General features: G+C 73.1%; 27 protein-coding genes. 12 read left to right on the top strand and 15 right to left on the bottom strand.

The annotated features are described in order from the left end of the window. Window positions 1–59: 59 nt before the first annotated feature. Window positions 60–593 carry a hypothetical protein gene (locus tag AB4Y83_RS10365; protein WP_442296806.1) on the top strand — a complete coding sequence of 178 codons (534 nt, stop codon included), beginning with the start codon at window positions 60–62 and terminating at the stop codon, window positions 591–593. 186 nt (window positions 594–779) lie between these two features. Beyond that, entirely contained in the window at window positions 780–1,994 is a 1,215-nt protein-coding gene (locus tag AB4Y83_RS10360; RefSeq protein ID WP_442296805.1) for a pyridoxal phosphate-dependent aminotransferase, read from the top strand. A gap of 10 nt (window positions 1,995–2,004) precedes the next feature. On the opposite strand, the gene AB4Y83_RS10355 is transcribed toward AB4Y83_RS10360, so the two are convergent. Next, complete coding sequence (locus AB4Y83_RS10355; protein WP_442296804.1) at window positions 2,005–2,286, bottom strand: hypothetical protein; 282 nt, start codon at window positions 2,284–2,286, stop codon at window positions 2,005–2,007. 15 nt (window positions 2,287–2,301) lie between these two features. Between AB4Y83_RS10355 and AB4Y83_RS10350 the strand changes: the two genes are divergently transcribed. Then, on the top strand, window positions 2,302–2,751 hold the full coding sequence (locus AB4Y83_RS10350; protein WP_442296803.1) for a hypothetical protein: 450 nt from the start codon (window positions 2,302–2,304) through the stop codon (window positions 2,749–2,751). A gap of 50 nt (window positions 2,752–2,801) precedes the next feature. Here the strand turns inward: AB4Y83_RS10350 and AB4Y83_RS10345 are convergent, their stop codons facing one another. Continuing rightward, window positions 2,802–4,316, bottom strand: a complete 1,515-nt coding sequence (locus AB4Y83_RS10345) for a hypothetical protein (RefSeq protein WP_442296802.1) — start codon at window positions 4,314–4,316, stop codon at window positions 2,802–2,804. Window positions 4,317–4,492: 176 nt separating this feature from the next. On the opposite strand from AB4Y83_RS10345, the gene AB4Y83_RS10340 reads away from it, so the two are divergent. Both AB4Y83_RS10340 and AB4Y83_RS10335 read left to right on the top strand, forming a co-directional pair. Beyond that, complete coding sequence (locus tag AB4Y83_RS10340; protein WP_442296801.1) at window positions 4,493–5,506, top strand: LLM class flavin-dependent oxidoreductase; 1,014 nt, start codon at window positions 4,493–4,495, stop codon at window positions 5,504–5,506. Window positions 5,507–5,556: 50 nt separating this feature from the next. Then, complete coding sequence (locus AB4Y83_RS10335) at window positions 5,557–5,997, top strand: OsmC family protein (RefSeq protein WP_442296800.1); 441 nt, start codon at window positions 5,557–5,559, stop codon at window positions 5,995–5,997. Here AB4Y83_RS10335 and AB4Y83_RS10330 read toward each other — a convergent pair. The 6 genes from AB4Y83_RS10330 to AB4Y83_RS10305 all read right to left on the bottom strand — a co-directional run bounded on the left by AB4Y83_RS10330 (window position 5,978) and on the right by AB4Y83_RS10305 (window position 12,224). Beyond that, the gene (locus AB4Y83_RS10330) at window positions 5,978–6,946 is read right to left on the bottom strand and encodes a helix-turn-helix transcriptional regulator (RefSeq protein WP_442296799.1); all 969 of its coding nucleotides are present in this window, start codon (window positions 6,944–6,946) and stop codon (window positions 5,978–5,980) included. The two genes, AB4Y83_RS10335 and AB4Y83_RS10330, sit on opposite strands and share 20 nt — an antisense overlap. Window positions 6,947–7,015: 69 nt before the next feature. Beyond that, complete coding sequence (locus AB4Y83_RS10325) at window positions 7,016–8,392, bottom strand: L,D-transpeptidase family protein (RefSeq protein ID WP_442296798.1); 1,377 nt, start codon at window positions 8,390–8,392, stop codon at window positions 7,016–7,018. 185 nt (window positions 8,393–8,577) lie between these two features. Beyond that, the gene (locus AB4Y83_RS10320) at window positions 8,578–9,402 is read right to left on the bottom strand and encodes a thioesterase family protein (RefSeq protein ID WP_442296797.1); all 825 of its coding nucleotides are present in this window, start codon (window positions 9,400–9,402) and stop codon (window positions 8,578–8,580) included. Between the two features lie 30 nt (window positions 9,403–9,432). After that, window positions 9,433–10,143 carry a TetR/AcrR family transcriptional regulator gene (locus tag AB4Y83_RS10315; RefSeq protein ID WP_056772195.1) on the bottom strand — a complete coding sequence of 237 codons (711 nt, stop codon included), beginning with the start codon at window positions 10,141–10,143 and terminating at the stop codon, window positions 9,433–9,435. A 34-nt stretch (window positions 10,144–10,177) separates the two neighbouring features. Continuing rightward, the gene (locus AB4Y83_RS10310; RefSeq protein ID WP_442296796.1) at window positions 10,178–11,230 is read right to left on the bottom strand and encodes a glycerophosphodiester phosphodiesterase family protein; all 1,053 of its coding nucleotides are present in this window, start codon (window positions 11,228–11,230) and stop codon (window positions 10,178–10,180) included. 13 nt (window positions 11,231–11,243) lie between these two features. Next, window positions 11,244–12,224: an L-lactate dehydrogenase gene (locus tag AB4Y83_RS10305; protein WP_442296795.1), complete on the bottom strand. Its 981-nt coding sequence runs from the start codon at window positions 12,222–12,224 to the stop codon at window positions 11,244–11,246. Between the two features lie 56 nt (window positions 12,225–12,280). On the opposite strand from AB4Y83_RS10305, the gene AB4Y83_RS10300 reads away from it, so the two are divergent. Beyond that, on the top strand, window positions 12,281–12,763 hold the full coding sequence (locus AB4Y83_RS10300; protein WP_442276107.1) for an AAA family ATPase: 483 nt from the start codon (window positions 12,281–12,283) through the stop codon (window positions 12,761–12,763). A gap of 45 nt (window positions 12,764–12,808) precedes the next feature. Beyond that, window positions 12,809–13,567: a YqjF family protein gene (locus AB4Y83_RS10295; RefSeq protein WP_442296794.1), complete on the top strand. Its 759-nt coding sequence runs from the start codon at window positions 12,809–12,811 to the stop codon at window positions 13,565–13,567. Between the two features lie 18 nt (window positions 13,568–13,585). Here AB4Y83_RS10295 and AB4Y83_RS10290 read toward each other — a convergent pair whose 3' ends face one another. Then, the gene (locus tag AB4Y83_RS10290; protein ID WP_442276105.1) at window positions 13,586–14,941 is read right to left on the bottom strand and encodes an aspartate aminotransferase family protein; all 1,356 of its coding nucleotides are present in this window, start codon (window positions 14,939–14,941) and stop codon (window positions 13,586–13,588) included. Between the two features lie 152 nt (window positions 14,942–15,093). Between AB4Y83_RS10290 and AB4Y83_RS10285 the strand changes: the two genes are divergently transcribed. Continuing rightward, window positions 15,094–16,476 (top strand): NAD(P)/FAD-dependent oxidoreductase, encoded by a 1,383-nt coding sequence (locus tag AB4Y83_RS10285; protein WP_442276104.1) that lies wholly within the window; start codon window positions 15,094–15,096, stop codon window positions 16,474–16,476. A 46-nt stretch (window positions 16,477–16,522) separates the two neighbouring features. On the opposite strand, the gene AB4Y83_RS10280 is transcribed toward AB4Y83_RS10285, so the two are convergent. The 5 genes from AB4Y83_RS10280 to AB4Y83_RS10260 form a co-directional block, all read right to left on the bottom strand. Further along, the gene (locus AB4Y83_RS10280; protein WP_442296793.1) at window positions 16,523–17,344 is read right to left on the bottom strand and encodes a 2-phosphosulfolactate phosphatase; all 822 of its coding nucleotides are present in this window, start codon (window positions 17,342–17,344) and stop codon (window positions 16,523–16,525) included. Between the two features lie 20 nt (window positions 17,345–17,364). Next, window positions 17,365–18,153 carry a CAP domain-containing protein gene (locus AB4Y83_RS10275; protein ID WP_442296792.1) on the bottom strand — a complete coding sequence of 263 codons (789 nt, stop codon included), beginning with the start codon at window positions 18,151–18,153 and terminating at the stop codon, window positions 17,365–17,367. A gap of 75 nt (window positions 18,154–18,228) precedes the next feature. Beyond that, entirely contained in the window at window positions 18,229–18,636 is a 408-nt protein-coding gene (locus AB4Y83_RS10270; protein WP_442296791.1) for an MmcQ/YjbR family DNA-binding protein, read from the bottom strand. Window positions 18,637–18,674: 38 nt separating this feature from the next. After that, a complete protein-coding gene (locus AB4Y83_RS10265; protein ID WP_442296790.1) occupies window positions 18,675–19,394 on the bottom strand; it encodes a DsbA family oxidoreductase in 720 nt (239 codons plus the stop codon). Window positions 19,395–19,479: 85 nt separating this feature from the next. Beyond that, entirely contained in the window at window positions 19,480–20,319 is an 840-nt protein-coding gene (locus tag AB4Y83_RS10260; protein WP_442296789.1) for an alpha/beta fold hydrolase, read from the bottom strand. 127 nt (window positions 20,320–20,446) lie between these two features. On the opposite strand from AB4Y83_RS10260, the gene AB4Y83_RS10255 reads away from it, so the two are divergent. Then, window positions 20,447–22,147 (top strand): alpha/beta hydrolase, encoded by a 1,701-nt coding sequence (locus AB4Y83_RS10255; protein ID WP_442296788.1) that lies wholly within the window; start codon window positions 20,447–20,449, stop codon window positions 22,145–22,147. Between the two features lie 32 nt (window positions 22,148–22,179). After that, entirely contained in the window at window positions 22,180–22,830 is a 651-nt protein-coding gene (locus AB4Y83_RS10250) for a hypothetical protein (RefSeq protein ID WP_442296787.1), read from the top strand. Here AB4Y83_RS10250 and AB4Y83_RS10245 read toward each other — a convergent pair. After that, window positions 22,797–23,633, bottom strand: a complete 837-nt coding sequence (locus AB4Y83_RS10245) for a DUF3626 domain-containing protein (RefSeq protein WP_442296786.1) — start codon at window positions 23,631–23,633, stop codon at window positions 22,797–22,799. The two genes, AB4Y83_RS10250 and AB4Y83_RS10245, sit on opposite strands and share 34 nt — an antisense overlap. A gap of 49 nt (window positions 23,634–23,682) precedes the next feature. Between AB4Y83_RS10245 and AB4Y83_RS10240 the strand changes: the two genes are divergently transcribed. Together AB4Y83_RS10240 and AB4Y83_RS10235 are read left to right on the top strand one after the other, a co-directional pair. Beyond that, the gene (locus tag AB4Y83_RS10240) at window positions 23,683–24,423 is read left to right on the top strand and encodes a dienelactone hydrolase family protein (protein WP_442296785.1); all 741 of its coding nucleotides are present in this window, start codon (window positions 23,683–23,685) and stop codon (window positions 24,421–24,423) included. Continuing rightward, window positions 24,420–26,105, top strand: coding sequence for an alkaline phosphatase D family protein (locus tag AB4Y83_RS10235; protein ID WP_442296784.1), 1,686 nt, complete (start codon window positions 24,420–24,422; stop codon window positions 26,103–26,105). Before AB4Y83_RS10240 ends, AB4Y83_RS10235 begins: the two co-directional genes overlap by 4 nt.

Genomic DNA, 26,105 nt, shown 5'->3' with positions numbered 1-26,105 from the left:
ATCGGCGACAGTTGCCGGGGTCCCTGACGGCACCGGGCCCGGTGCCGGACACTGTCCCGGTGAGTGACTCCGGCTTCGTCGACGAGGCCCCCATCGGCGCCCCTGACGGCGCCCCTGACGGCGCTGACCCGGCGCGGGCCGCACGGGGGCGACGGCGTCCGGGCCCGGCGGCCATCGTCCTCGGCGTGCTCCTCGTCGGCCTCGTCGCCTTCGGTGGCTGGGCCTGGTCGAGCCGCGTCCACGCCGACGACGTCACCGCCTACGAGTCGCTCGCGCGCGAGGTCGACGTGCTCGACCGCTCCATCGTTCCGCTCGGGCACAGCGAGCTGCCGCCGTGCCGCGAGGGCGTCGACGGGCGCATCACCCGCACCTACCCGCCCTCGACCGGGCCGCAGGCCGCCGAGCTCGTCGGCTACCTCGAGCAGTCGGGCTGGACCATCCGGCCGGCCGCCCCGCCGACGTTCGCCCACCTGACGCGCAGCGCGTCGGGGCACACGCTGACCATCGACGTGGTCGCGGCGACCGAGTCCTCGCTCGTCGAGTCGCTCACGGCGACGAGCCCGGCCGGTGGCTTCGGCTGCCTCCTGCGCTGACCGCCAGACCGCCGCCCCACTCGAGTGAGCGCCCCGCCCCACTCGAGTGAGCGCCCAGTCACACTCGAGTGGCCGCGTCGTCACACGCCTCCCACGACGGACCGTGACCGATGCGTGATCCACCGCACGGGTCACATGGTGGGAATGACGCGGCCGACGGCATGCGGCGGTGGGACGCTGGTCCACATGCGCGCGGTGACCCAGAGCAAGAAGCTGCAGAACGTCTGTTACGAGATCCGTGGTCCCGTGCTGGCCGAGGCCAAGCGGCTCGAGGACGAGGGGCACCGCATCCTCAAGCTCAACATCGGCAACCCGGCACCGTTCGGCTTCGAGGCGCCGGAGGACATCCTCGTCGACGTGATCCAGGAGCTGCCGACGGCGCAGGGCTACAGCGACAGCAAGGGCATCCTCTCGGCCCGCCGCGCCGTCAAGCAGCACTACGAGGTCCGCGACTTCCCGCCGGTCGGCGTCGAGGACATCTACCTCGGCAACGGGGTCAGCGAGCTCATCGTCATGGCGATGCAGGGCCTGCTCGACAACGGCGACGAGGTGCTGATCCCGGCCCCCGACTACCCGCTGTGGACCGCGGCCGCGAGCCTCGCCGGCGGCAACGCCGTCCACTACGTCTGCGACGAGCAGGCCGGGTGGGCGCCCGACCTCGACGACATCCGCAGCAAGATCACCGACCGCACGCGCGCGATCGTCGTCATCAACCCCAACAACCCGACGGGCGCCGTCTACCCGCGCGACGTCCTCGAGGCCATCGCGCAGCTCGCCCGCGAGCACGAGCTGATCATCATGGCGGACGAGATCTACGACAAGATCCTCTACGACGGCGCGACGCACACCTCGATCGCGGCCCTCGCGCCCGACCTGCTCTGCCTGACCTTCAACGGCCTCTCCAAGGCCTACCGCGTCGCCGGATTCCGGTCGGGCTGGCTCGTCATCACCGGGCCCAAGGAGCACGCGCGCAACTACCTCGAGGGCCTCGACATCCTCGCCAACATGCGCCTGTGCGCCAACGTCCCGGCGCAGCACGCGATCCAGGTGGCGCTCGGCGGCTACCAGTCGATCAACGAGCTGATCCTGCCCGGCGGCCGCCTGCTCGAGCAGCGCAACGTCGCCTGGGAGATGCTCAACGAGATCCCGGGCGTGTCGGTGACCAAGCCCGAGGGGGCGCTCTACCTCTTCCCGCGGCTCGACCCCAAGGTCCACGACATCCGCGACGACGAGCGTTTCGCCCTCGACCTGCTGCGCGACCAGAAGATGCTCATCGTGCACGGCACCGGCTTCAACTGGGCGACGCCCGACCACTTCCGGCTCGTCTTCCTGCCGCGCGTCGAGGACCTCGAGGACGCCGTCGGACGCCTCGAGAAGTTCCTCTCGACGTACTCCCAGTAGGCGGGTCGGGTCAGCGGGAGGTGGCCCACCACTTGAGGAGCAGGGCGAGCACGATGCCCCACACGACGGTGAGCAGCAGGCTGATGCCGGCGGCCAGCAGCGCGGGTCGGCGTCCGCCCGGCTCGCGGCGCACGAGGCTGATCCCGGCGAGCGCCAGGCCGAGCAGCTGTGGCAGGAAGACGAACCCGAACACGACGGCCGACAGCGACGCGACGACCGCACCCCGGGCGATCGGCGCCTCGGCGGCCAGCCGCGCGGACGCGGCGTCGCGGGGACGATCGGGCTCGCTCACGCGTTCAGGGTAACGATGAACTCGAAGACACCGGCGCACGCTCCGCGGCCGTATGCCGTCCGCTCGGCACTGCGCGGGACGCTCGCTGCCGGGGCCGGCGTCGTGGTCGTCCTGTCCCTCGCCGCCTGTGGCGGGTCGGACCCGACGCTCGGCGACCTGCCGGCGGGGGTCGCAGACGCTCGGCCGAGCATCTCGGCGGAGGAGGCGCAGTTCGTCCTCGCCGCGCAGAAGCTCGGGGCGTCGGTGACGGGCGCCACCGTCGACGACGACATCGAGACCGGGACGACGACGTGCTGGGCCCTGAAGAACGGCGGCGTCGAGCTGGCCCAGATCGCGGTCGACGACGGCGACAAGCCGCTCGGCAACACCGGGGACGCGCTGCGCACGAAGCAGCTGATGGCCGCCGGCGTGCAGGCGTTCTGCCCCGACTACGACGACCAGGTCTCCCAGCTGAAGCTGCCCTGAGAGCGGGCCGCGAGGCCGTCCTCGGGTCGGGCTCAGGTCGGCCCGGATCGTCAGATCCAGCCGGGCGGGGCCGGCACGACGATGCCGACGATGCCGGGCAGGCTCCCGGCCCGACCCAGGTCGACGACCGGCCCCGCCGTGGACCGCGCCGCGATCTCCCGGCACTCGATGCCGATGCACCAGCGTGGCACGCGGCCGTCCTGCTCGAGACGGACCGCCATGAAGAGGGTGCTCGCCATGAGCCGGCCCGAGCGGGTGTCCTTGAGCGCGGGGTCCTGGTAGACGACGACGGTCGGCGGGGCGGTCCCGGTCGGGTGCGCCGTCGCGGCCTCGGCCATCGCGGCATACTGCCGGCGCGTGTCCTGGTGCCTGCCGATGTCGGCGCGCCACGCCAGGACCCCGCACACGGCGAGCACCGCGAGCAGGGCCGTCGCGACGCGTGCGGTCGGCGGTGTCCCGGGCTGCGTCGTGGGCGCTGGTCCGACGTGCGCAACGGCGCGCGCGCCGCGGTCGACGAGGAGCAGCGCGACGGCCAGCACCGCTGCGAACCACGTCCACAGCTGGCCGCGGGCCTCGGTGACGAGGCCGGTCGCGAGGGTCTGCGCGGCGTCGACGCCGCACGCGACGGCGAGGGCGAGAAGGAGACGCTGCAGCCGGGGGCGGACGACCGGGTCCCTCCAGCCGAGGGCGACGGCGACGACGGCGACGAGTGCGACCCACCACTGCGCAGCCCAGAGCGAGCCCGCGGCCGACAGCCACCGACCCGCGTTGACGCCGAGGGCGTCGAGCGAGGTCAACGGGTTGGCCTGACGCCAGGCCGCGACCTCGATGCCGAAGTGCCCGTTGACGACCCAGTTGAGCGCGTAGGCCACCGCGACACCAGCGGCGAACCCGGCGGCCCAGCCGGCGACGACGAGAAGCACCTTGCGCCACGGGGCGTCCCGTAGCGACACGACGGCGAGGACGAGCAGCGCGAGGGCGATCGGCGGATAGGTGAGCACGGAGGCGATGCCGCTCAGGACGAGCCAGGCCGCGAGCCACCGCCCCGAGCGAGCGGCTCGGGGCAGGAGCCAGACCGCCCCGGCGGCCACGAGGGCCGAGGGCGTCAACGCCCCGGGCCAGTAGAGCAGCTGGACCCAGACCGGCGAGGCGAAGAGCGCCACGCCGAGGAGAGCGTCGACGGCGGGTCGCGGGCGCACCCCGGCCCGGTGGAGCAGCCGCCAGATGCCCGCCACGAGCAGCGCGTAGGCGGCGGCATACGTCAGCGCGGCGGTCGTGACGGTGCCGTGCTGCCCGACGAGCCACCACCAGCCGGAGTTGAGCCAGCGCCCCTCGCTCACGKTGTAGTACGACGGGGGGACCGCTCCCGGAGAGCCCTCGGGCAGCAGGAACGCCCAGTCGTCCTGGCGGATGAAGGGAGTGACCGCCTGAGCGACCCCCTCGGTCACGAGGAACGCGGCGGCGATGACGGCGACGACGCGCAGGCGCACGCCGAGCCGCGGCGTGGCGCCCGGCAGGCGCACACCTCGGCCTTCGGAGGCGGGGGCGATGGTCTCGGTCGACATGGTGGTGGCGCTCACGGGGGTCGGGACGACACGGACCTGCCGTCGGTGTCGGTGATCCATAGGTACCCAAAGAGTGCCTCCCCCGCATCCGGTGCCCGCCTCGCAGACGCTCGCAGGGGCGGGCCCGGACCGCGCGTCCCGGAATACGGCGGCCCGGCCGGCCCGTTGGCACCCACGTGAGTCCTGCCCCGAGAGCCCAGCTGAACATCCTCGATCTCGTCCCCGTCCTCGACGGTGGCACGGCCGGTGAGGCCATCGCCTCGACGGTCGACATCGCGAGGCACGCCGAGAAGTGGGGCTACCAGCGCTACTGGATGGCCGAGCACCACAACATGCGCGGGGTCGCGTCGAGCTCGACAGCCGTGCTCATCGGCCACGTCGCCGACCAGACCGAGACGATCCGCGTCGGCGCCGGCGGCATCATGCTGCCGAACCACGCGCCGTACGTCGTCGCCGAGCAGTTCGGCACGCTCGCCACGATCCACCCGGGCCGCATCGACCTCGGGCTCGGCCGCGCCCCGGGCACCGACCCCTTCACGACCCGCGCGCTGCGGCGCAACGAGGCCGCTGCGATGAACTTCGCCGGCGAGGTCGAGGAGCTCATCGGCTACCTCGGCGACCCGGACCCCGACGCCAAGGTCCGCGCCATCCCCGGTGAAGGCACCCGCGTGCCGATCTGGATCCTCGGGTCGAGCCACGGCGGCGCCCAGGTGGCCGCAGCCCTCGGCCTGCCCTACTCCTTCGCCTCGCACTTCGCGCCGGCCGCGCTGATGAGCGCGCTCGAGGTCTACCGCTCCCGCTTCACGCCGTCGACAGAGCCAGGCGGCCTCGATGCCCCCCGCTCGATGGCCGGCGTCAACCTCATGGTCGCTGACACGACGGCTGAGGCCGAGCGGCTCTTCACGAGCGTCCTCCAGCGCTTCCACGGCATCGTCACCGGCCGACGGGCCGGCCTGCCCGAGCCGGAGGGGGACATCGCGAGCCTCATGGCGCAGTGGTCTCCGGCCGAGCGCCAGGCCGTGAGCGAGATGACCCGGGTCTCGCTCGTCGGCACGCCCGACGAGGTGCGCGACGGTCTCGCCGGCTTCGTCGAGGCCACGGGCGTCGACGAGGTCATCGTCACGTGCGGCGCCCACGACCACGAGGCACGGCTGCGCTCCTACGAGCTGCTCGCCGACGCCTGGCTCTGAGCGCCGGACGCGACGAGCCGCCCACCCCCGACCTCTGAGAGGCTTGCACCATGACCGAGAGCACGACCGCGAGAGACCCGAAGGACCTGCGCCGCGTCACCCTGACCCGCGACAGCGTCGGCCGCTACACGGCCCGCAACGACCGCGGCGGCTCGATCACGTTGAGCTCCGGCACCGAGGAGCTCTCGCCGGTCGAGCTGCTCCTCGCCGGCATCGCCGGCTGCACCGCGGTCGACGTCGACACCGTGACGACGCGACGCGCCGAGCCCGAGCAGTTCGAGATCGAGGTGACGGCCGACAAGGTCAAGGACGAGCACGGCAACCACCTCCAGGACATCGAGGTGCGCTTCCGGGTGCGCTTTCCCGAGGGTGACGGCGGCGACGCGGCGCGCGAGATGCTGCCCAAGCTCGTCAAGCGCTCGCACGACGAGTGGTGCACCGTGAGCCGCACCGTCGAGCTCGGGCAGCAGGTCACGACCACCGTCGAGTGACCGAGACCCGCCGTCCCCGAGGGGCGTATGCCGTCAGGCGTGGTGGGCGGCGTCGAGCCACTCGATGGGGTCGCCCCACCCGAGCCGGCTGACCCCGTGCTTGTCGAGCGCGCGCACCGCGAGGGTGCGCCGCGAACGTCAGGACGTGCGCGACCATCGCGCCGTAGGAGCAGACGTAGGGCGGGTCGCACGACGCGTCGACGAAGACGTCGTCGAGCCGACCTTCGTCGATCGCGTCGCGCACGTGGCCGAGGAAGACGGGTGCGGCGTCGGCGAGACGGCGGCGCGCCGACGTCAGCGACTCGTGCTCCTCGACGGAGAAGTCGTAGTCGCGGCTCGCCATCGTCGCGTTCCACATCGCCATCTGGCCGACGAGCCGGCTGATGATGCGACGCAGGGTCGACGGGTCGGGATCGTCGTCGACGTTGATGACGATCGGCTCGTCGAGCTGTTCGTCGGTGAGCTGGCCGGCGCACTCGATGAGCTGGCCGGTCAGCCAGATGTGGTGCTCGACCATCCTCTGCACGAGGTCCATGGCAGTGACCTTTCGCTGGGCCGGGAGGCGTATGCCGCCGGGCGGGTGGAAGTGGATGTCGTTGGCCGCCTCGAGACGGATCGTCCCCGGACGTCCGCGCCACGCGCTCGGCGTCGTGCCGTAGGCGCGACGGAACGCCCGGGTGAACGCCTCGTGCGAGCCGTAGCCCGCCTCGACGGCGACGTCGAGGACGGAGAGGCGGCTCGCCGCGAGGCGGTAGGCGGAACGCTCGAGCAGCACCCTGCGGCGCAGGGAGCTCGGCGCCTCGCCTGCGCCCGCACTGACGATGCGGTCGAGGTGGAACCGTGACAGGTGCAGCCGGCCCGCGATCTGCTCGCCGGTCAGGTCGGGCTCGTCGAGGGTGTCGACGAGCACGTCCAGCCAGGCGCTGAAGGTGTCACGTGAGCCGGTCACGTCACGATCCTGCGCGACCCGGCCCCACGCGTACTTGATCGGGTTTGCTCTGTCGGCAAGGCCGCCCGCTCAGGGGTAGACGACGACCTTGTCACCGATGCGCACCGCGAAGAAGAGCGCCTTGACCTGCGCGTGGTCGGCGATGTTGACGCAGCCGTGGCTCGCGCTGGCGTAGCCGAGCCGCGCGAAGTTCGACGAGTAGTGCACGGCCTGGCCGCCGGAGAAGAACATCGAGTAGGGCATCGGCGTGAAGTAGAGGTTGGAGATGACGTACTCGTACTTCCGGGAGACGCTGAAGGTGCCCTCGCGCGTCTCCTTGCCGGGACGACCGAAGCGGGCCCACATGGCCGTGAGCGGCTTGCCGTTCACGACCCACGTCAGGGTGCGGGTCGACTTGTCGACGCACATGACCCGGCCCGTGCGGCAGCGCTTGTCGAGCGAGGAGAGCGTCGGCACGAGCGGGCGCAGGCCCGCGTAGTAGCGGTGCTGGTCGAAGCTGCCGGGCGTGTAGGTCAGGGCCCGCAGGCGCGCCCACGTGCGGCTGTCGACGACACCCGACTGCGGCACGTCGTAGGCGCGCTGGAAGGCGAGCACCTTCTGGCCGAGCGTCCAGCCGTAGGTGCCGGAGAACGCATACGGCCACAGGCCCTTGGCGCCGAGGCGTCGCTGGAGCTCGCGGACGTTGGCGGCGGCCGTCGTGCGGCCGAGCACGACCGGGGACGTCGACATCGAGACGAGCCGGCTCCACGTGCGCTGGTCGAGCACCCCGGACTGGGGGAGGTTCTGGTCGCGCTGGAAGGTGAGCACCCTCTGGCCGAGGGTCCAGCCGTAGTAGCCGGACACGGCGTAGGACCAGTAGGACGCCTTGACGGCACGCAGGCGCGACTGGAGGTCCTTGACGGCGTAGCCGGACGAGCCCTCCTTGAGACGGGTCGTGGTCGCGGTGAGGGCGACGAGTCGGCTCCAGGTGCGCTGGTCGACGACGCCGGTGCGAGGGAGTGACTGGTCGATCTGGAAGGCGAGGACCTTCTGGCCGAGCGTCCAGCCGTAGTAGCCGGAGACGGCATACGTCCAGTACGACGCCTTGACGAGGCGCAGGCGCACCTGGAGGTCCTTGACCTTCCAGCCGGAGCTGCCGGCAGCGATGACGACGGGGCTCGGTGCGGGCGGCGGCGGGGTCGTCGTCGTGGGGCTCGACGTCGTCGTGGTCGACGTCGTGGTGGACGGCGTCGTCGTGGTCGTCGTCGTGCTGCTGGAGGTCGTGGTCGTCGTGGCGTCGGCGACGGTGCTTCCCCCGGTCAATCCCGTCGAGCCCGTGGACGTCGAGGCGCCGGGCGGTGTCGGCGTGCCGGTCAGGTCGTCGGCGCGGGCGGCCGGAGCCGTCACGGCGAGTGCGAAGACCGCGAGCGTGGCAGCGACGCTGCCCACGGTGCGATTCCTGTCCATGCGGATGGTCCTCATGGTGTCCCCTGGTGTCCTGACCGCGCGACGGCGGGTGTGAGTCGGCGCGATCGCGCCCTTCATTGTGGCAGGCCAACCGGGCTTTGGCGCGGCGTGCCGACACCCCCCCCAGACGCGTCGGCGCGCCGAAAGGTTGTCGCGGTCCGGCGACCGGTCGGGAGGGGAGGGGGTCAGGCTCCCGGGAGGCGGCGGACCGTGAGGATCTGCTCGGCGCGACCGACGGGGCCGCGCTCGTCGTGCAACGTCGTCGAGGTCAGCCCGAGACCTGTCGGGCCCATCGTCACCCGGGTGTCGAAACCGACCCACCCGCGAACCGGCTCGCGGAAGAGGTGCACGCTGAGGTCGACGTTGGGGAACATCCACTCCCGCGGCGAGACGCGCACGGCGATGCCGTTGGCGGTGTCGGCGAGGCGCACGAGATCGGCTGTGGGAGAGCAGGTCTCGCCGTCGACGAGGGGGTTGAGCGCGCGGATCCAGGCCCGGGTCCGGCCCGGGCGACGCTCGGCGTCGACCCGGAACTCGAGCCCCTCGATGTAGCCGCCCTCCCAGGTGTCGGCCCCCTCCCAGGGGCGCATCTCGTCGGGCCGGGGGATCGGCTCGAGCTCCACGCCGGCCACGGGCTCGGAGTCGTGGGCGGCGAGCCTCCACGCGTGGGCGCGCACGACGGGGCGGTCGTCGACGAGCATCGTCGCCTCGACGAGCTCGATGGTGCGACCGGGGCGCGTCGTGCGCACCTCGACCCGGCTCGGTCGCGCCGGGATCATGCCGAGGATGTCGAAGGAGATGCGCGCCAGCTGCATCCCCGCGCGTGGCTCGTGGAGGTCGATCTCGTGGGCGAGGATGCCGCTGACGGGAGCCATGTGCTGCTCGTCGTCGCGCCAGGCGCCCTGCACGTGCACGGTCGGGGCGTAGCGACCATGGTCCAGCCGGCGGTAGAAGGCCGGGGTGTCGCGGTCGAGCTCGAAGCCGGTGCTGTCGCGGGTCTCGCTGGTCACCCGCCCACCCTAGGTGTCGGTGCGTGCCGCTCAGACCGCGCCGTCGGAGAGGCCGAGTCCGAGGTCGACCATGCGGACGAGGCGCGGCGCGAGCTCGTCGACGGCGCCGGGCGGCAGGTCGCGCAGCGGGCCCTCGAGGGCGAGCATCGCCATGCCGTGGACGGCCGACCACGCGAGCAGCTCGGCACCGGGACGCTCGTCGTCGGACATGACGCCGGCGTCGACCATGGCGTCGAGGGAGTCGGCGAGCAGCTGGAAGGGGGTGCGCCCGCCCGTGCCGGCCGCGTCCGGGGAGGCGGCCCGGCTGAGGTCGACCGGCACGGCGAAGGCCGCGCGGAACAGGCCCGGCTCGTCCATGGCGAAGCGCAGGTAGCCGACGCCGACGGCCCGGAAGCGGGCACGCGCCCGCTGGCCCGTCTCGAGGTCGTCGGGCACGGCGTCCATCGTGGCGCCGATGACGTCAGCGGCACGCGCCTGGGCGCGGGAGACGACCTCGCCCAGCAGCGCGTCACGGTCGGCGAAGTGGCGGTATGCCGCATTGGCTGAGACCCCGACGCGGCGCGTCGCCTCGCGCAGGACGACCTTGTCGGGCCCGCCCTCGCGGGCGAGGTCGGTGCCCGCCTCGAGCAGGGCCCGGCGCAGGTCACCGTGGTGGTACGTCGCCCGCGCCGGCGGGGTGCCCGACGGGTCGGGTGCCGTGCCGGGTGCCGGGTCGGCGTCGAAGGCGGCGGACGTGCTCACAGCCCCATCATGCTCCGGGGCGTCCCGGCGGGCCTCACCCGGCTGCGGGATGGGACGGGGGTGTCGCGAGGCCGCGCTGCGTCAGCACGGTGCGGAGCAGGTCGGGGCGGTTGGTGATGAGACCGTCGACGCCGAGGTCGACGAGACGACCCATGTCGTCCTCGTCGTCGACGGTCCACGGCACGACGGCGAGCCCCGCGGCGTGCGCCGAGCGGACGAGCGCGGCATCGACGGGGAGGTCCTCCCGCGGCGACAGGGCGACGACACCGGCGAGGCGGGAGGCGGCGCCCACGACGTCGCCGCCCACGTCGTCGATGTCGATGCCGCCCAGCCACGGGGACGCGCCCTCCTCGCCCCGCTCGAGCCGCTCGGGGGAGACGAGGGCGACGAGCCGGGCGCGGGGCGCGATGCGGTGGACCGCGGTCAGGCTCGCCCAGTCGAACGACTGGATCGTCGCCCGGCCCGCGACGCCGCCCTCGTCGAGCACCGCCCACACCTTCGCCGCGTACTCGGCGCGCGGCACGGTGAGCCCGAGGTCGTCCGCCTGCACCTTGATCTCGACGTTGAGCCCGACGTCGTCGGCACCGCGCTCGCGCAGCAGGTCGACGACCTCGCGGAGCTCGGGCACCGTCGCGCCGGACACGGCGCGCTGGTCCGGGTGGTCGGGGGTCGGTTGGTAGCCGCAGTCGAGCGTGCGCACCAGCGCGAGCGTCAGGAGCCGGAAGGGCTTGCCGGAGTAGGGAAAGAGGTCGTCGGACGGGCCCGCGGGCGACGTGTCGCGACACGTGTCGGGGTTGACCCGGTTGTCGTGGGCGACGACGACGGCACCGTCACGGGTGACCTGCGCGTCGAGCTCGAGGGTCGTGACGCCGATGTCGAGCGCGCGCGAGAAGGCCTCCAGCGTGTTCTCCGACGTCAGGTCCGCGCCGCCGCGGTGCGCCTGGAGGTCGAAGGTGCGGGCCAGTCTGGTCGGGGCGTCCGCGGGAGCCCCTCCGCCGCCCGCGCAGCCGGCCACGCCGAGAACGAGGGCAAGGACGATCCCGCCGCCGAGCGCCGTCACGGCACCCGGACGCGGCACCCCTCGCACGTCCACCACGTCGTCAGAAACCGAAGCGCCGGGCCGTCGCACGCACGGCATCCGCGGACGCCCGCAGGCCCGACAGCTCGGCGGAGGTCATCGGCACCTCGACCCGGTCGCCGACGCCGCCGGCGTGGACGATCGCCGGCACCGACAGGCAGACGTCGCTGATGCCGTAGTAGCTGTCGAGCAGCGACGAGACGGGCAGGATGCGGCGCTCGTCGTAGAGGACCGCCTCGATGATGCGCGTGGCGGCGAGGCCGATCGCGTAGTTCGTCGCGCCCTTGCCCTCGATGACGCGGTAGGCCGACTGCACGACGTCGGTCGCGATGCGGTCGCGGGCCTCCTCGTCGAGCGCGATGCGTCCGTCCGACGTGCGCCACTGCAGGAGCGGCACGGAGCCGATGGTCGCGGACGACCACAGCGGCAGCTCGGAGTCTCCGTGCTCGCCGATGACGTACGCGTGGACGCTCTGGGCTGCGACGCCCGTGTGCCCGGCGAGGAGGAAGCGCAGCCGCGACGAGTCGAGGACCGTGCCCGATCCGAAGAGCCGCTCGGCCGGCAGCCCGGACACCTGGAGCGCGGCATACGTCACGACGTCGACGGGGTTGGTCACCATGACGTGCACGGCGTCGGGAGCGACCTCGACGAGCCGCGGCAGGATCGCCCGCATGATGCCGACCGTCGACTCGGCGAGGTCGAGCCGGGACTGCCCGGGCTTCTGCTTGGCCCCCGCCGTGAAGACGATGACGTCGGAGTCGGCCAGCACCTCGACGTCGTCGGAGCCGTCGACGTGAGCCATCGGGACGAACTGGATGCCGTGGCTGAGGTCGAGCGCCTCGGCGCGCACCTTGGCGCTGTTGACGTCGAAGAGCGCGACGTTCTGGGCGACACCACGCATCAACGCGGCATACGCCAGCGTGGCGCCGACGGCGCCGGCCCCGACGATCCCGAGCTTCGTCGTGCGGCGGCGGGTGCTGCCTGCCGGTGTCTCCACGGTCATCGTCGGTCCTCCGTCGCTCGTGCACGTCGTCGCTGCGAGTGTGTCAGCCTGACGGCATGACTGGTGAGGGACCGCGGCTCGTCCTCGTCGTCGGGCTGCCCGGCGCGGGCAAGACGACGCTGGCGAGGCGTCTCGAGACCGAGCGTCCCGCCGTGCGGATGAGCCCCGACGAGTGGCTGCGAGACCTGCGCATCGACCCGCTCGACGGCACCTTCCGAGACCTGCTCGAGCACCGGCTCTGGGACGACACCCAACGGCTCCTGCGCCTCGGCGTGAGCGTCGTGCTCGAGTACGGGCTCTGGGCCGAGGCGGAGCGTGAGGAGAAGCGCGTCGCGGCCCGGGCCCTCGGCGTCGGGGTCGAGCTGCACGTGCTCGACCTGCCCGTCGAGGAGCTCTGGGCGCGGATCGAGCGTCGCAACCGCGACGGGTCCCCCGGCTCCGTGCCGATCACGCGCGCGCAGCTCGACGCCTACCTGCCGTGGTGGCACGCCCCGTCCGAGGAGGAGCGGTCCCGCTACGACGCCCCTCCGGGCTCCTGACGCGTGTCGAGGGTCGGTGGCCGCCACGCGTGTGACGATGGGGTCGTGGACCTGCCCGTGGATGCCGTCCCGTCGCTGGACGGCTATCCCGTGGCGCCCCCGCCGCTGCGCCCGCCCGTCGTCTTCGACCAGGTCTGGCGTGACCTGACGTTCGTCCACTGGCCCGTCGACCCGGGCTCCGTGCGCCACCTCTTTCCTGCGGGCACGCGCCCGGACGTCTTCGCCGACGGGCGCACGTACGTCGCGCTCGTCCCCTTCGTCATGGACGGCATGCGGCTCGGTCGGGCGCCCTCACCTCGGCTGCCCTGGCTCGGCAGCTTCCTCGAGACGAACATCCGGCTCTACTCCGTCGACGACGCCGGGCGGCACGGGGTGCTCTTCCGCTCGCTCGAGACCGAGCGCGCCCTCGTCGTCCTCGGCGCTCGCGCCGGCCTCGGGATCCCCTACACGTGGGCCCGGATGCGGCTGCGCCGCGACGGTGACGTCTTCACCTACACGAGCCGGCGCCGAGCCCCGGCCCGCGGACTGCGCAGCCACCTCACGGTCCGCGTCGGTGAGCCGGTCGAGCCGACGCCGCTCGAGACCTGGCTCACGGCCCGCTGGGGCGCCCACACCCGCGTCGCCCGGCGCACGCTCTGGGTGCCCAACGAGCACGGGCCGTGGCCGTTGTATGCCGCCGACGTCGTCGAGCTCGCCGACGACCTTCTCGGGGCGAGCGGTGTCACCCCGGCCGGGCCGCGGCTGCGCGCGTTGTGGTCACCCGGAGTGGCCACGCGGTTCGGTCGCCCGGCCCGGGTGGCGTGACGCCCGGGCCGTGACGGCTCAGGCGAAGAGCTCGCGGAGGCACTCGCCGAACATCGTCGTGTGCGCCTCGACGTCGGCGGTGGTCGTGGCCGGGCTCATCAGCGCCATGTTGTGGAAGGGCGTCAGGAGGATCCCGCGGTTGAGGGCGTAGAGGTGGAGGTACTGCTGCAGCTCGAAGTCGTCGGCGTCGTGCGCCTCCTGGCCGTCGTGCGAGGGTCGGCCTGAGAAGTTGTACTCCGCCCGCGCGCCGAGCCGCGTGACGTGCCAGTCGGCGCCGACCGCGTCGATGCCGGCCTGCACCCCGTCGGCCCATGCGTCGGCGAGCGGCACCATGTGCTCGAACGCCTCGGCGGTCATGACCTGCTCGAGCGTGGCCTTCATGGCTGCCATCGACAGCCCGTTGCCGGCGAGCGTGCCGCCGATGCCGCCCACGTCGATGTCCTCGAGCTCGATGGATCGAGCGATGCGGTCGGCGATGTCCCGGGTGAAACCGAAGGTGCCGCAGGGGATGCCGCCACCGATGGACTTGCCGATGACGAGCAGGTCGGGATCGAGACCGTGGGCGCCGGTGTAGCCGCCGGGGCCCGCGCAGATCGTGTGCGTCTCGTCGTTGACGAGCAGTGCGCCGTAGCGGGTGGCGAGCTCGCGCACGCCCTCGTTGTAGCCGGGGTCGGGCAGCACGATGCCGATGTTGGTCAGGGCCGGCTCGACGAGGATCGCCGCGACGTCGCCGTGGGCCAGGGCGCGCTCGAGCGCCTCGAGGTCGTTGAACTCGACGACCCGCGTCGTCTCCGACGTGTCGACCGGGGCGCCGATGTTGCTGCGCCGGTCGACCGTCGAGCCGTCCGGGCCCACCGTCGCGAAGGCCTCGTCGACGGAGCCGTGGTAGCACCAGTTGTGGACGACGACCTTGCTGCGACGGGTGAGGTGGCGGGCGTAGCGGATCGCGTGGCGGTTGGCGTCCGTGGCGGTGAGGGTGAACTGCCAGTAGGGCAGACCGAATCGCTCGGCGAGACCGGCCGAGACCGCGATGGCGTCCTCGGTGGGCAGCATCGTCGTGATCCCGCGGGAGAGCTGACGGGTCACTGCCTCGACCGTCGGCGCGGGGGAGTGCCCCATCATCGCCCCCGTGTCACCGAGGCAGAGGTCGACGTGGTCGATGCCGTCGACGCACGTGAAGTGCGCCCCCTCGGCGTGCTCGACGAAGACCGGGAAGTCGCCCGGCCACTTGACCATCCAGCTCATCGGGACACCGCCGGGCATGTGCGCGGCCGCCTGCTCGGCCAGGGTCCGGGAGCGTGGCCGCGCCCCGGAGAACGCTGTCCGCTCTCGGGCGTGCAGCTCGGCGAGACGGGCGCGGTCCACGGTGCTCATGCCCGCATCATGCCCCGCCGAGCGACGCGGCGGAAGTGATGGCCCAAACCTCGCCGGACCGCGGATTCCGTAGGCGTTGGAAGGGGATTCAAGCGAAAAGGCACAGGTTCCCAGGGCTTGCGGAGGGCCCGGGAGGTGGCATGATCCCGCCCATGCCCCCGAGCGGTTACCGCGGCCTCAGCCTCTGGCACGACACGATCGACGACATCGAGCCGCGCCCCTCGCTCGACACCGACATCGACGTGGACGTCGCCGTCGTCGGGGCCGGCTACACGGGCCTGTGGACGGCCTACCACCTCGTCGCTGCCGACCCGACGATCCGGGTCGCCGTCATCGAGAAGGAGGTGGCCGGCTTCGGCGCCTCGGGCCGCAACGGTGGCTGGTGCTCGGCCCTCTTCCCCGCGTCGCTCAAGAGGATGGCCGCCGAGCGCGGGCGCGACGCGGCGGTGCGGATGCAGCACCTGCTCCACGACACGGTCGCCGACGTCGGCAGGATCGCCGACGCGGAGGGCATCGACTGCCACTTCGAGCAGGGTGGCTACCTCTCCGTCGCGCGCAACCCGGCCCAGCTCGAACGGGTCCGCGAGGAGGTCGCCGACCATCGCGAGTGGGGCTTCGGCGAGGACGACCACCGTCTCCTCGACGCGCACGAGGTCACCGCGGTCGCCGGCGTCAGCGACGCGCTCGGCGGCTCGTTCACCCCACACTGTGCCGCCATCCACCCGGCGCTGCTCGTCCGCGGGCTCGCCGACGCCGTCGAGCGCCGCGGCGTCGTCGTCCACGAGCGCACGACGGCCGTCGACGTGCGCAGCCGACGGGTCGTCACGCCGCACGGCACGGTGCGTGCCGAGCACGTCGTGCTCGCGACCGAGGGCTACACGCCGACCGTCGCGGGCCGCCGCCGCGCCATCGCACCGATCTACTCGCTCATGACCGCGACGGAGCCGCTACCCGACGACACCTGGGCGCAGATCGGCCTCGACAAGCGCACGACCTTCGCCGACAACCGGCACCTGACGATCTACGGCCAGCGCACCCGGGACGGACGGATCGCCTTCGGCGGCAGGGGCGCTCCCTACCACTACGCGTCCAAGGTCTCCCCGCTCTACGACCGCGACGAGCGCGTCCACGCAGCCCTGCGCCGGATCCTCCTCGAGCTCTTCCCCGTCCTCGACGGCGTCACCTTCACGCATGCCTGGGGCGGCAACCTCGGCGTGCCGCGCGACTGGTTCCCATCGGTCCGTCACGACCGCCACACCGGGCTTGCCTTCGCGGGCGGCTACGTCGGGGACGGCGTGGCCACCTCGGCGCTCGCGGGCCGCACGCTGGCCGCGATGATCCGCGGCGACGACCCCGAGGGCCTGGCGACGCTGCCCTGGGCGGGGCGCACATCGCGCGACTGGGAGCCCGAGCCGCTGCGCTGGCTCGGCGTCAACGCCGTCACCGCGCTCATGACCTCGGCCGACTGGTCGGAGCGCCGCACCGGCCGCCCCTCCCGGGCCGCCTCGGCCTTCTGGACGGCGCTCGGCCAGTAGGGCCGGCGGTCCGCTTGCCGAGTGCCGTGCCGCCGCGTTGGTCGGCTCAGGCGCGGTGCGCGGTGTAGGCGCCGTCCGTCAGCACCGGCACGAGCGACGACGCATCGAGCTCGGCCGCGACCGCCACGTCGTCGGGCCAGCCCTGCTCGACGAGCTCGAGCCCGCTCGCGCACGCGTGCAGGGCCTCGTCGACCCGGTGCTCCACGGCGAGCCACGCCGCGCCGGCGGCCTCGGCCTCGGGGCTGAGCAGGAGGGGTCCGCCTCGGTGCTCGAGGAGGCCGGCCAGGGCGGCGACGACCGCTCCCGCACCCCACAGGTCCTCGACGGCCGGGCGCAGGGACCCGTCGGGCCAGCGCTCACCGGCCGGGACGACGAGGACCGCCGGCTGCGACGCCGGACCGTGCGAGCGCCGGGACGCGTCGAGCCAGTCGACGATCCAGCCAGCCACCGCAGCGCGGTTGCGCAGCGAGGCCGCCACGACGTCGGCCCCGGCGCCGGCCAGCACGGCGGTGGTCGTCGAGCCGTTGGGCGAGGGCAGGACGAGGTCGCCCAGCGGTCCGGCCGCACGGATCGAGGCCGGGGACAGGCTGACCCCGCCGTCGACGCGGGCCTCGGACCGACCTCGGGCGAGCGTCGCGCCGATCCCGTCGGCGAAGGCCCGGGCCGACCCGTCCTTCCAGCGGTAGGGGTGCACCCGGACGCCCGCGTCGACGGCGACGGACACGCACGTCGTGAAGCTGAGGACGTCGACGACGACCGCGCACACGGGCGAGCCCGCGGCGACGGCATACGCCGTCTGGGCCTCGGCGGCGCCGGGTCCCCAGTCGAGTCGGACGACGTGCCGGTCCTGCGCGTGCCACGGCTGCATGGCACCAACCTAGGGGTGGCTCAGCCGCCGAACGCCTGGGTCCAGTACGTGCCGTAGGTGCCGCCCGTCGCGTAGCCGACGCCGAGGTCCCGGTAGGCGCAGTCGAGGATGTTCGCCCGGTGCCCGGGACTCGCCATCCAGGCACGCATGACCTCCTTGGCGCTCGTCTGGCCGGCCGCGATGTTCTCGGCGATGGCGCCACCGTCGTAGCCCGCGGCGCGGATCCGCTGGGCGAAGGTCACCCCGTCGGGGCTCGTGTGCGAGAAGTAGTCGCGGCTCGCCATGTCGTCGCTGTGACCCTGCGCGGCGCGTCGGAGGCCGACGTTCGCCGACACCGGGCCGCAGCCCGCGCGGGAGCGCTCGACGTTGACGAGGGCCACGACCTGCCGGGCGACGCCGGCCCGTTCCGGCGGCGCCGGCCTCGTCGAGGGCGCTGGACCGATCGGGCTCGGGCCGGCCGTTCCCGACGGCTGCGGGGAGGAGGTCGGAGCCGGCTGCTGGGCGGTGACGAGAGGAGCCGGGGCGCGGGTGGTGAGCGAGGGCTGGGGTGACGACGTCGACGTCGAGGTCGATGGTGTCGTCGGCGAGGTCGAGGGCGTGCGTCCGGGCTCGGTGGCGTCGGCGACGCGGCTGCTCGGGGTGACCACCGGCACCGAGGGCGTGGAGGGCGTCGTCCGGTGGCCGGGACGCAGCCCAGCGGACTCGTGGAGGATCGCGAAGCCGCCCATGACGAGCAGTGCGGACACCGTCAGGGTCACCACCGCGGCGCGCCGCGACCCCATGGCCGCGGGATCGGTGTGCCGTCCCATGTGCGCCTTTCGTCGTCCAGCGAGCGGTACCTTACGCGCCCCGCGGCTGCGGGTGGACGATGGGCGCGCCCGCGCTCAGCCGGCGTCGAGCTCGCGCACGAGGCGGGCCGGTGCCGTCAGCCGGTAGGAGGCGTCGACGAGCTCGGCGACCTCCTGCCAGTCGACCTCCTCCGGCGGGCCGCACGCACGCAGGTCGAGCCCGACCCAGCCGGACGGACCCACGTAGGCAGGGTCGTAGAAGCGTGCGTCACCGAGCAGGGCCGGCCGCTCGGCGGCGTCGGGGAGCACGAGGACGGACTGGCGGTAGGGCTCCGGGTCGTGGTCGCCCTTGACGGTGCCGCCGTAGGTGACGAAGACCTTCGTCGTGAAGAAGCTCGGCCGCCCGTGCGACACCTTCTCGTCGGCGCCCGGCAGCGCCAGACAGATCTCGCGGACCCGGGCCAGATAGGGGTCCGCGCCGTCGAACATCAGGGGGTGGGCCACCCGACCACGGTAGGGCTCCGGCACCCCTCAGAGGTGCCTCAGGCGCCGCAGACCCCGCCGCAGCCACCCGCGCCGCAGCCGCCCCCGCAGCCGCCGCCGGCAGCGACCGGCTCCGGCACCTCGTGCCGGGTCGACCACGCGGTCTGGAGGGCCTGGATGAAGACCTCGACGGGCTGGGCGCCCGAGACGCCGTACTTCCGGTCGAAGACGAAGAAGGGGACGGACTCGATGCCGAGCATCTTGGCCGTGGCCTCGTCGCTGCGCACGTGGTTGCCGTAGTCGTCCGACTCGAGCATGGCCCGCACGGCGCCCTCGTCGAGACCGATCTCGGTCGCGAGCCGCACGAGCACGTCGCGGTCACCGACCGCGAGTCCGTCGGTGAAGTAGGCACGCATGAGGCGCTCGTGGGCGGCGTCGGCCAGGCCCTGCTCGGCGGCGAGGTGGACGACCCGGTGGGCGTCGAAGGTGTTGCCGTAGCGGGCCTGCTCCCAGTTGAACGCAAGGCCCAGCTCGGCGGCCGCCGCGGCCATCGACCGGTGCTGCGCGACGGCCTGCTCGCGCGTCGTGCCGTACTTGGCGGCGACGAGGTCGACGAGCGCGACGTCCGACGCCGGCTCGGCGTTGCGGTCGAGCTCGAAGCTGTGCCACGTCACCTCGACCTCGTCGGCGTGCTCGAACTGCGCGAGCGCGCCCTCGAGGCGGCGCTTGCCGAGGTAGCAGAACGGGCACACGATGTCGGACCAGATGTCGATCTTCACGGTCGTGCAACCTACCCGCGCGCGCCCGTGTTCCCCGCATCGGGCGAGGCGTCGGTCACCCTCCGGGTGAGCGGGCGTATGCCGTTCAGCCGGCTCGCGCGACGCGGTGCAGGATCGCCGCGGCGGACTCCGCATCCCGGGTCTCGGGCAGCCAGTGCCCCGCGTCGAGCTCGACGAGCTCGTAGTCGCCCGTCACGTGCTCGTGGGTCAGCTCGGCCGCGGTCCGGCCGAGGAACGGGTCGCGCGAGCCCCAGACGTAGGTCGTCGGCACCGCGACGCGGTGCGCCGCGACGCCGGAGTGCCGGGCCGCGCGGTACCAGTTGATCGGCCCGGTGAGCGCCTCGGCGTGACCGAGCCGGACGGCATACCTGCTCCGGTCGGCGGCCGGCAGGCCCGAACGGGCCATGAGGCGGTCGAAGCGGGCGGCGAGGGCCCGCTCGGGCAGCCTCGGCACCTGGAAGGCCGCCATGTACCAGGACTTGCGCTTCTGCTCGGTGCCGGACCGCCAGGCCCGCGACATCGCGGCCGGGTGCGGCGTCGACAGGACGGTCAGCGACGCGATGCGGGTCGGGTGGTTGCCGGCGACGAGCCACGCGAGGGCGCCGCCCCAGTCGTGGCCGACGAGGTGGACCCGCTCCCGCCCGGAGGCCTCGATGAGACCGACGACGTCGGCGACGAGCTCGTCGAGGCGGTAGGCGTCCCGGCCCGGCGGGCAGGCCGTGGGGGAGTAGCCGCGCTGGTCCGGGGCGAGGGTGCGCAGCCCTGCCTCGTGCAGCCGGGCGGCGACCCGGTCCCAGCTCGTGCGGTCGGTCGGGAAGCCGTGGAGCAGCACGACGACGTCACCGCCCAGGGGCCCCGCGTCGGTCACGTCGAAGCGCAGCCCGTCGCGGCTGTAGGTCGTGATCCGGCTCTCGAGGGCTCGCATGTCCCCATCGTGCCCCGGCGGGCCGGCGGGTGCCCGGCAGGGTGCCCGGTGAGGGTGCCCAGTCAGGGTCGTGACCTAGGGGTCAAACCCGAGGCGGCGCGACAGCGGTGCGACCTACTGTGGATCCATGCCCGACGTGTCCGACCAGCGCATCCAGCCCGGCGCGAGCCGGGCCTGGTGGCACGTGTCGCGCACCGGGCTGTTCTTCGGCGCCGCCTACTTCCTCACGTCGATGGCCCCGAGCCTGCTGCCGCGCACGTGGTACTACCAGGGCCTCATCAGCGGCCTGTGCGCCGTGGTCGGCTACGCGCTCGGTGTCTTCGTCGCGTGGGTCGTCCGTCGGGTGGCCCGCCTCATCGACCTGCACGTCACGGTGAGCGGGGAGGCCCGGCACTGGCTGCTCGTCGCAGCGCCGGTCTTCGGAGCGGTGGCGGTCCTCGGGCTGACGGTCGCCAACGTCCGTTCGCAGGCGCGCACGGCGGCGTTCGTCCGGCTGACGCCCCTCGACCCGTTCGACTGGGCCCTGGCGCTCGCGCTCGCGGCCGTCGTCGCCGTCCTCTTCCTCGCGATCGCGCGGGGTCTGCGCGGCGCGACCCACCAGCTCGCCGAGGCCGCCGGTCACGTGCTGCCCAAGACGATCGCGACGCTCACCGCCGTCGTCGTCGTGGCCCTCGCGGCGGCGTGGGTGACCGACAGCGTGCTCTTCCACCGCGGCATGCAGGCCTTCGCCGGCGTCGCGGCCCAGGTCAACACCGCCCCGACCGGTCGGGCCGCGCCGACGTCGCCCCTGCGGTCGGGCGGTCCGGGGTCGCTCGAGTCGTGGGACAGCCTCGGCTTCCAGGGCCAGATGTTCGTCACGAGCGCGCCCACGGCCGCGCAGATCACGGCGGCGACCGACCGTGGCGCGATCGAGCCGATCCGGGTCTATGCCGGCCGGACGCCCGACCGCACGGTCTCCGACGTCGCCAATGCCGTGGTCGCCGAGCTCAAGCGCACCAAAGCCTTCAACCGCCGGGTGCTCGCGGTCTTCACGACGACGGGCACCGGGTGGGTCGACGACTGGTCGGCCCAGTCCGTCGAGTACCTCAGCAACGGCGACAGCGCGATCGCGGCGATGCAGTACTCCTACCTGCCGAGCGCGATGTCGATGATGACCGACCGCGACACTCCTCGCGAGGCGGGCAAGGCGCTCTTCGACAAGGTGTATGCCGTGTGGCGCACGCTGCCGCCCGACGACCGTCCGCAGCTCGTCGTCGGCGGGGAGTCGCTCGGGTCCTACGGCGGGCAGGCGGCGTTCAAGGACGCCGACGACATGCTGGCCCGTGCGCWGGGCGGAGTCTGGGTCGGCACCCCGAGCTTCACCGACATCGCGGAGTCGCTGACCGCCCGACGCAACGAGGGGTCGCCCGAGATCGTCCCGGTCGTCGACGCGGGCCTGCACATCCGTTTCGCGGCGAGCGGCGACCAGCTGACCCACGACTACTACGGTCGCGACTACGGCGCGTGGGACTTCCCGCGCTTCGTCTACGCCCAGCACCCGTCCGACCCCGTCGTCTGGTGGAACCCTGCCCTGCTCGGCGCCGAGCCCGACTGGCTGCGCGAGCCGCGGGGTCACGACGTCAACCCCGACGTCACGTGGATCCCCTTCGTGACCTTCTGGCAGCTGACCACCGACATGGCCGTCGGCCACGACCCGCCTGACGGCTACGGCCACCGCTACGGTCCCGAGCTCGTCCCGGCGTGGGGCTCGGTCCTCGGCGGCTCGCCCACCGACGACTACTCGAAGCTCGTCGCAGGGATCGAGGAGACCGTCTCGCGGGTCGAGTGAGTGCGGCTCCGCGGCTGACCTACGCTCGGACCGTGCCAGCGCAGCGTTTCCACGGGCAGATCGCCGGCGTCGGCTCCACGTCCGGCGTCCGGATCGTCGTCGGGTCGTGGCTGCGCACGCCGCTCGGGTCGTTCGGCGACGCGATGGTCGAGACGGCCGACGGGCACCGGGTGCTCGTCGCCCCGACCCCGGAGGTCGCGACGTTCATCGGGGCGACGTACGCCTTCGACGAGGTGCGGCTCGAGCCGATCACCGTGCGCGCCAGCCGCGACCGCTGGCAGGTCAGCTCGCCCTCCCTGTCCCTCGACCTCACGGTCGGAGGGCGTAGGCCGCTCGGCCGGCTCCTGCGGGCCGTGCCCGCGCGCGTCGCGTCGAGTCCAAGGTGGGCGACGGTCGTCGACCCCGTCGCCCGGGTCGTCCTGCGCGGGGTCCGCACCCGCGGCACGGCGCTCGAGGGCCGTCAGGAGTTCTACGGAGCCACCGACCTGCACGCGGTGACGGCGCTCGACGGCTGCTTCGACGGTGCGGTGCTGGGTGGCCTCGCGCCGGTCGACCCGCCCTGCCGGTTCGGCTTCTCGTCGACGCCTCGCCGCCCGTCGGTGACATCGGTCGTGACGACCGTGGTCACCGGCGACGAGGCGGGCACCCTTCAGGCAGAAACGGATCCGAACCGCGCGACGTAGTGCCAGACCCGCTTGAGGGACTGCTCGTCGTGCCGCCCTGCTCGTGAGGCGTCCCCGATGACCTGCGGGGTGACGACGCCGTCGACGGCGAGCGACTCACCGAGCGCGACGAACTCCGGCYCGCGGTAGCCCGGGTGGGCGCGGAGGGTCCCGACGTCGAGCCGGTAGCCCGGGTGCCACTCGACGGGCACGCCGAGCCGGAGCGCGTCGGCCTCGACGTCGGTGCCCCGATAACCGGGGTCGAGCACGAGCGCCTCGACGTCACGGGCGAGGTCGAGCACCCCGTGGGCGTGGGCCTCGACGTAGTCGTCGAGGAGGTCGTGGTCGGCGGCCTCGGCATGCTCGCCGAGCGCGAAGGCCGTTGCGGTGCCGAAGTGCTCGGGCTCGAAGACGCTGTCGGGGAAGCAGAACGTCGTCCGGTCCAGCGTGTGCGCCGCCAGCCGCACGTGGGCCGACCCGAAGCGTGGCGCGGCGCCGTACGGGCTCCGGTGCAGGTCGAGGGCGCCGTACTTCGGCCGCAGCGCCGGCTCGGCGTCGTCGTAGGCGCCGCCGAAGATCCGGCTCTCCCAGCGCCACCGGTCCCCACCGGGGTGCGCCGTCAGCCCACCGTTGCCCGTGCCCGTCTCGAACTGGGAGCGGTAGACGCCGTCGCGGGCCATGACGGCGAGGACCGGCTCGCCGCGCACGAGCCGGTCCGGGTGGAAGTTGAGGGTGACGCGCAACGTCGGGTCGAGCGGGCGTCCCGTCGAGAGGCCGCGCACGTGCGCGAGCGCCCTCGTGACGGCGGCGGGCTGGGTGGGCACGACGCCATCCTCACACCCGCGACCCGGCACCAGGGGGTAGGAATGGGGCATGGGCACGATGATCGACCTCCCCGAGCACGACCTCACCGCGTACCGCGCCGACCCGACCGGGACGCCGCGCGGCGCCGTGGTCGTCATCCAGGAGATCTGGGGGCTGGCCGACCACATCAAGGACGTCACCGACCGCGTCGCCGCACAGGGCTACGTCGCCGTCGCGCCCGACCTGCTCGGTCACGTCGGGCTGACGCCCGAGGTGGGCGCGCGGATCTTCGAGCTGATGTTCAGCGCGTCGGAGGAGGACCGGCTCGCGGCCCAGCCGCAGATGCGCGCAGCCACCACGCCGGCCCGGCAGCCGGAGTTCGCCACGTGGGCCGTGCCCGCCCTGCGCGCCGTCGTCGACGCGCTCGTCGACGAGCCGGGCGTCGACGGCCGGGTGGGCGTCGTCGGCTTCTGCTTCGGCGGGACGTACGCCTTCGCCCTCGCGGCTGCGGACCCGCGGCTGCGCGCGGCGGTGCCCTTCTACGGCCACTTCCCCGAGAACGCCGACCCTGCGACGATCGGGTGCCCCGTCCTCGCCTTCTACGGCGAGGACGACCACGGCATCACCGACGGAGTGCCCGAGCTCGAGTCACGGATGGAGCAGGCGGGCGTCGACTTCACGGCGCGCGTCTACCACGGCGTCGGGCACGCCTTCTTCAACGACACCTCGCCGTCGAAGTACAACGCCGAGGTGGCGGCCGACGCGTGGGACCGGACGCTCGCCTTCTTCGACGAGAACCTGCCGTCGTGACCGGCCACGAGATCGCGCCGCTCGTCCTCGGCCCGATGCTGCGCTACATCGGTGAGACCGATGCGACGGTGTGGGTCGAGACCTCCGGTCCGGGAGTCGTCGCGGTGCACGCCGACGGTCGCGACTGGACGGCCCCGACCTTCGCCGTCAAGGGCCACCACTACGCGCTCGTCGTCGTCGACGGCCTCGAGCCGGGCGGGTCGTGGGACTACACCGTCAGCATCGACGACACACTGGTCTGGCCCCAGCCCGACAGCGCCTTCCCACCCCCACGCATCCGCACCATCGACCGCGGCCGACCCACGCGGCTGCTCTTCGGCTCCTGCCGCACCACCGTGCCGCACGACCGTGAGGGGCACCGCACCAACGGCGTCGACGCGCTGCGCACGCTCGCGCTCGCCCTGGCCCGGGGCGAGGAGGTGTGGCCCGACCTCGTGGCCTTCCTCGGTGACCAGGTCTACGCCGACGAGACGTCCGAGGCGATGCGCGAGTTCATCGCCTCCCGCCGCGACATCACCGAGCCACCGGGTGAGGAGATCAAGGACTACGAGGAGTACGCCCACCTCTACGGGCTCGCGTGGGGCGACGCGGCGAACCGCTGGCTCCTCTCGACGGTGCCGAGCTGCATGATCTTCGACGACCACGACATCCGCGACGACTGGAACACGTCGTGGACCTGGCACGAGGAGATCAACCGCACCCCGTGGTGGCACGAGCGGCTCATGGGCGGCCTCTCCTCGTACTGGGTCTACCAGCACATCGGCAACCTCTCCCCGTCGCAGCTCGCCGACGACGAGATCTACGCGCAGGTCCTCGCCGGCGCCGACCCCGGCGGTGAGGAGCTCGACCTGACCGAGGCCGTCTTCGACCTCGCCCGCCGTTCCGACCGCCACCCCGAGGTCTACCGCTGGAGCTTCCGGCGCGATCTCGGTGACGTCCGGCTCGTCGTCGTCGACTCGCGCGCCGCCCGGGTCCTCGAGCCGAAGCACCGCTCGATGCTCGACCCCGACGAGATGAGCTGGCTCGACGAGCAGCTGACCGGCGACGTCGAGCACCTGCTCATCGGGACGTCCCTGCCGTTCATGCTCCCTCCCGGGCTGCACGACCTCGAGGCGATCGACGAGGTGCTCGCCATGGGCACGCACGGACGTGTCGTCGCCGACCGGGCCGAGAAGGTCCGGCAGTCCATCGACCTCGAGCACTGGGCCGCCTTCAACGACGGCTTCGTCGAGGTCTTCGACATGGTGATGCAGGTGGCGCGGGGCGAGCGCGGTGCGGCTCCGGCCAGCGTCGTCTTCCTCTCGGGCGACGTCCACAACTCCTACGTCGCCGAGGTCGTCGACGCGAGGACCCGCCACGGTGCGACGTCCCGCGTCATCCAGGCCGTCTGCTCGCCGATCCGCAACCCCATGCCGCGGATGGTGCGCGTCATGATGTCCGCCTTCGCCCGTGGGCTGGTGCGCCCCATGCGGTTCGTCGCCGAGCGCTCGAAGCACGTGCCCGACCCGGCCTACCCGTGGGTCGTCACCGACGGTCCGTGGTTCGACAACTGTCTCGCCGAGCTCACCGTCCAGGGTCGGGACCTCTCGATCGTCTGGCGTGGCGGCGAGATCCGCGACGGCGACGACGCCCACCCGGTGCTGACCACGGTGTCGAGCGTGCGCATCCCTGCAGCAGGCTGA

The organism is Terrabacter sp. RAF57 (genome assembly GCF_052113925.1).
Lineage (GTDB): Bacteria > Actinomycetota > Actinomycetes > Actinomycetales > Dermatophilaceae > Terrabacter.
Note: the sequence above shows the minus strand (reverse complement) of the source record. Positions and strands in the feature narration are given on the sequence as shown.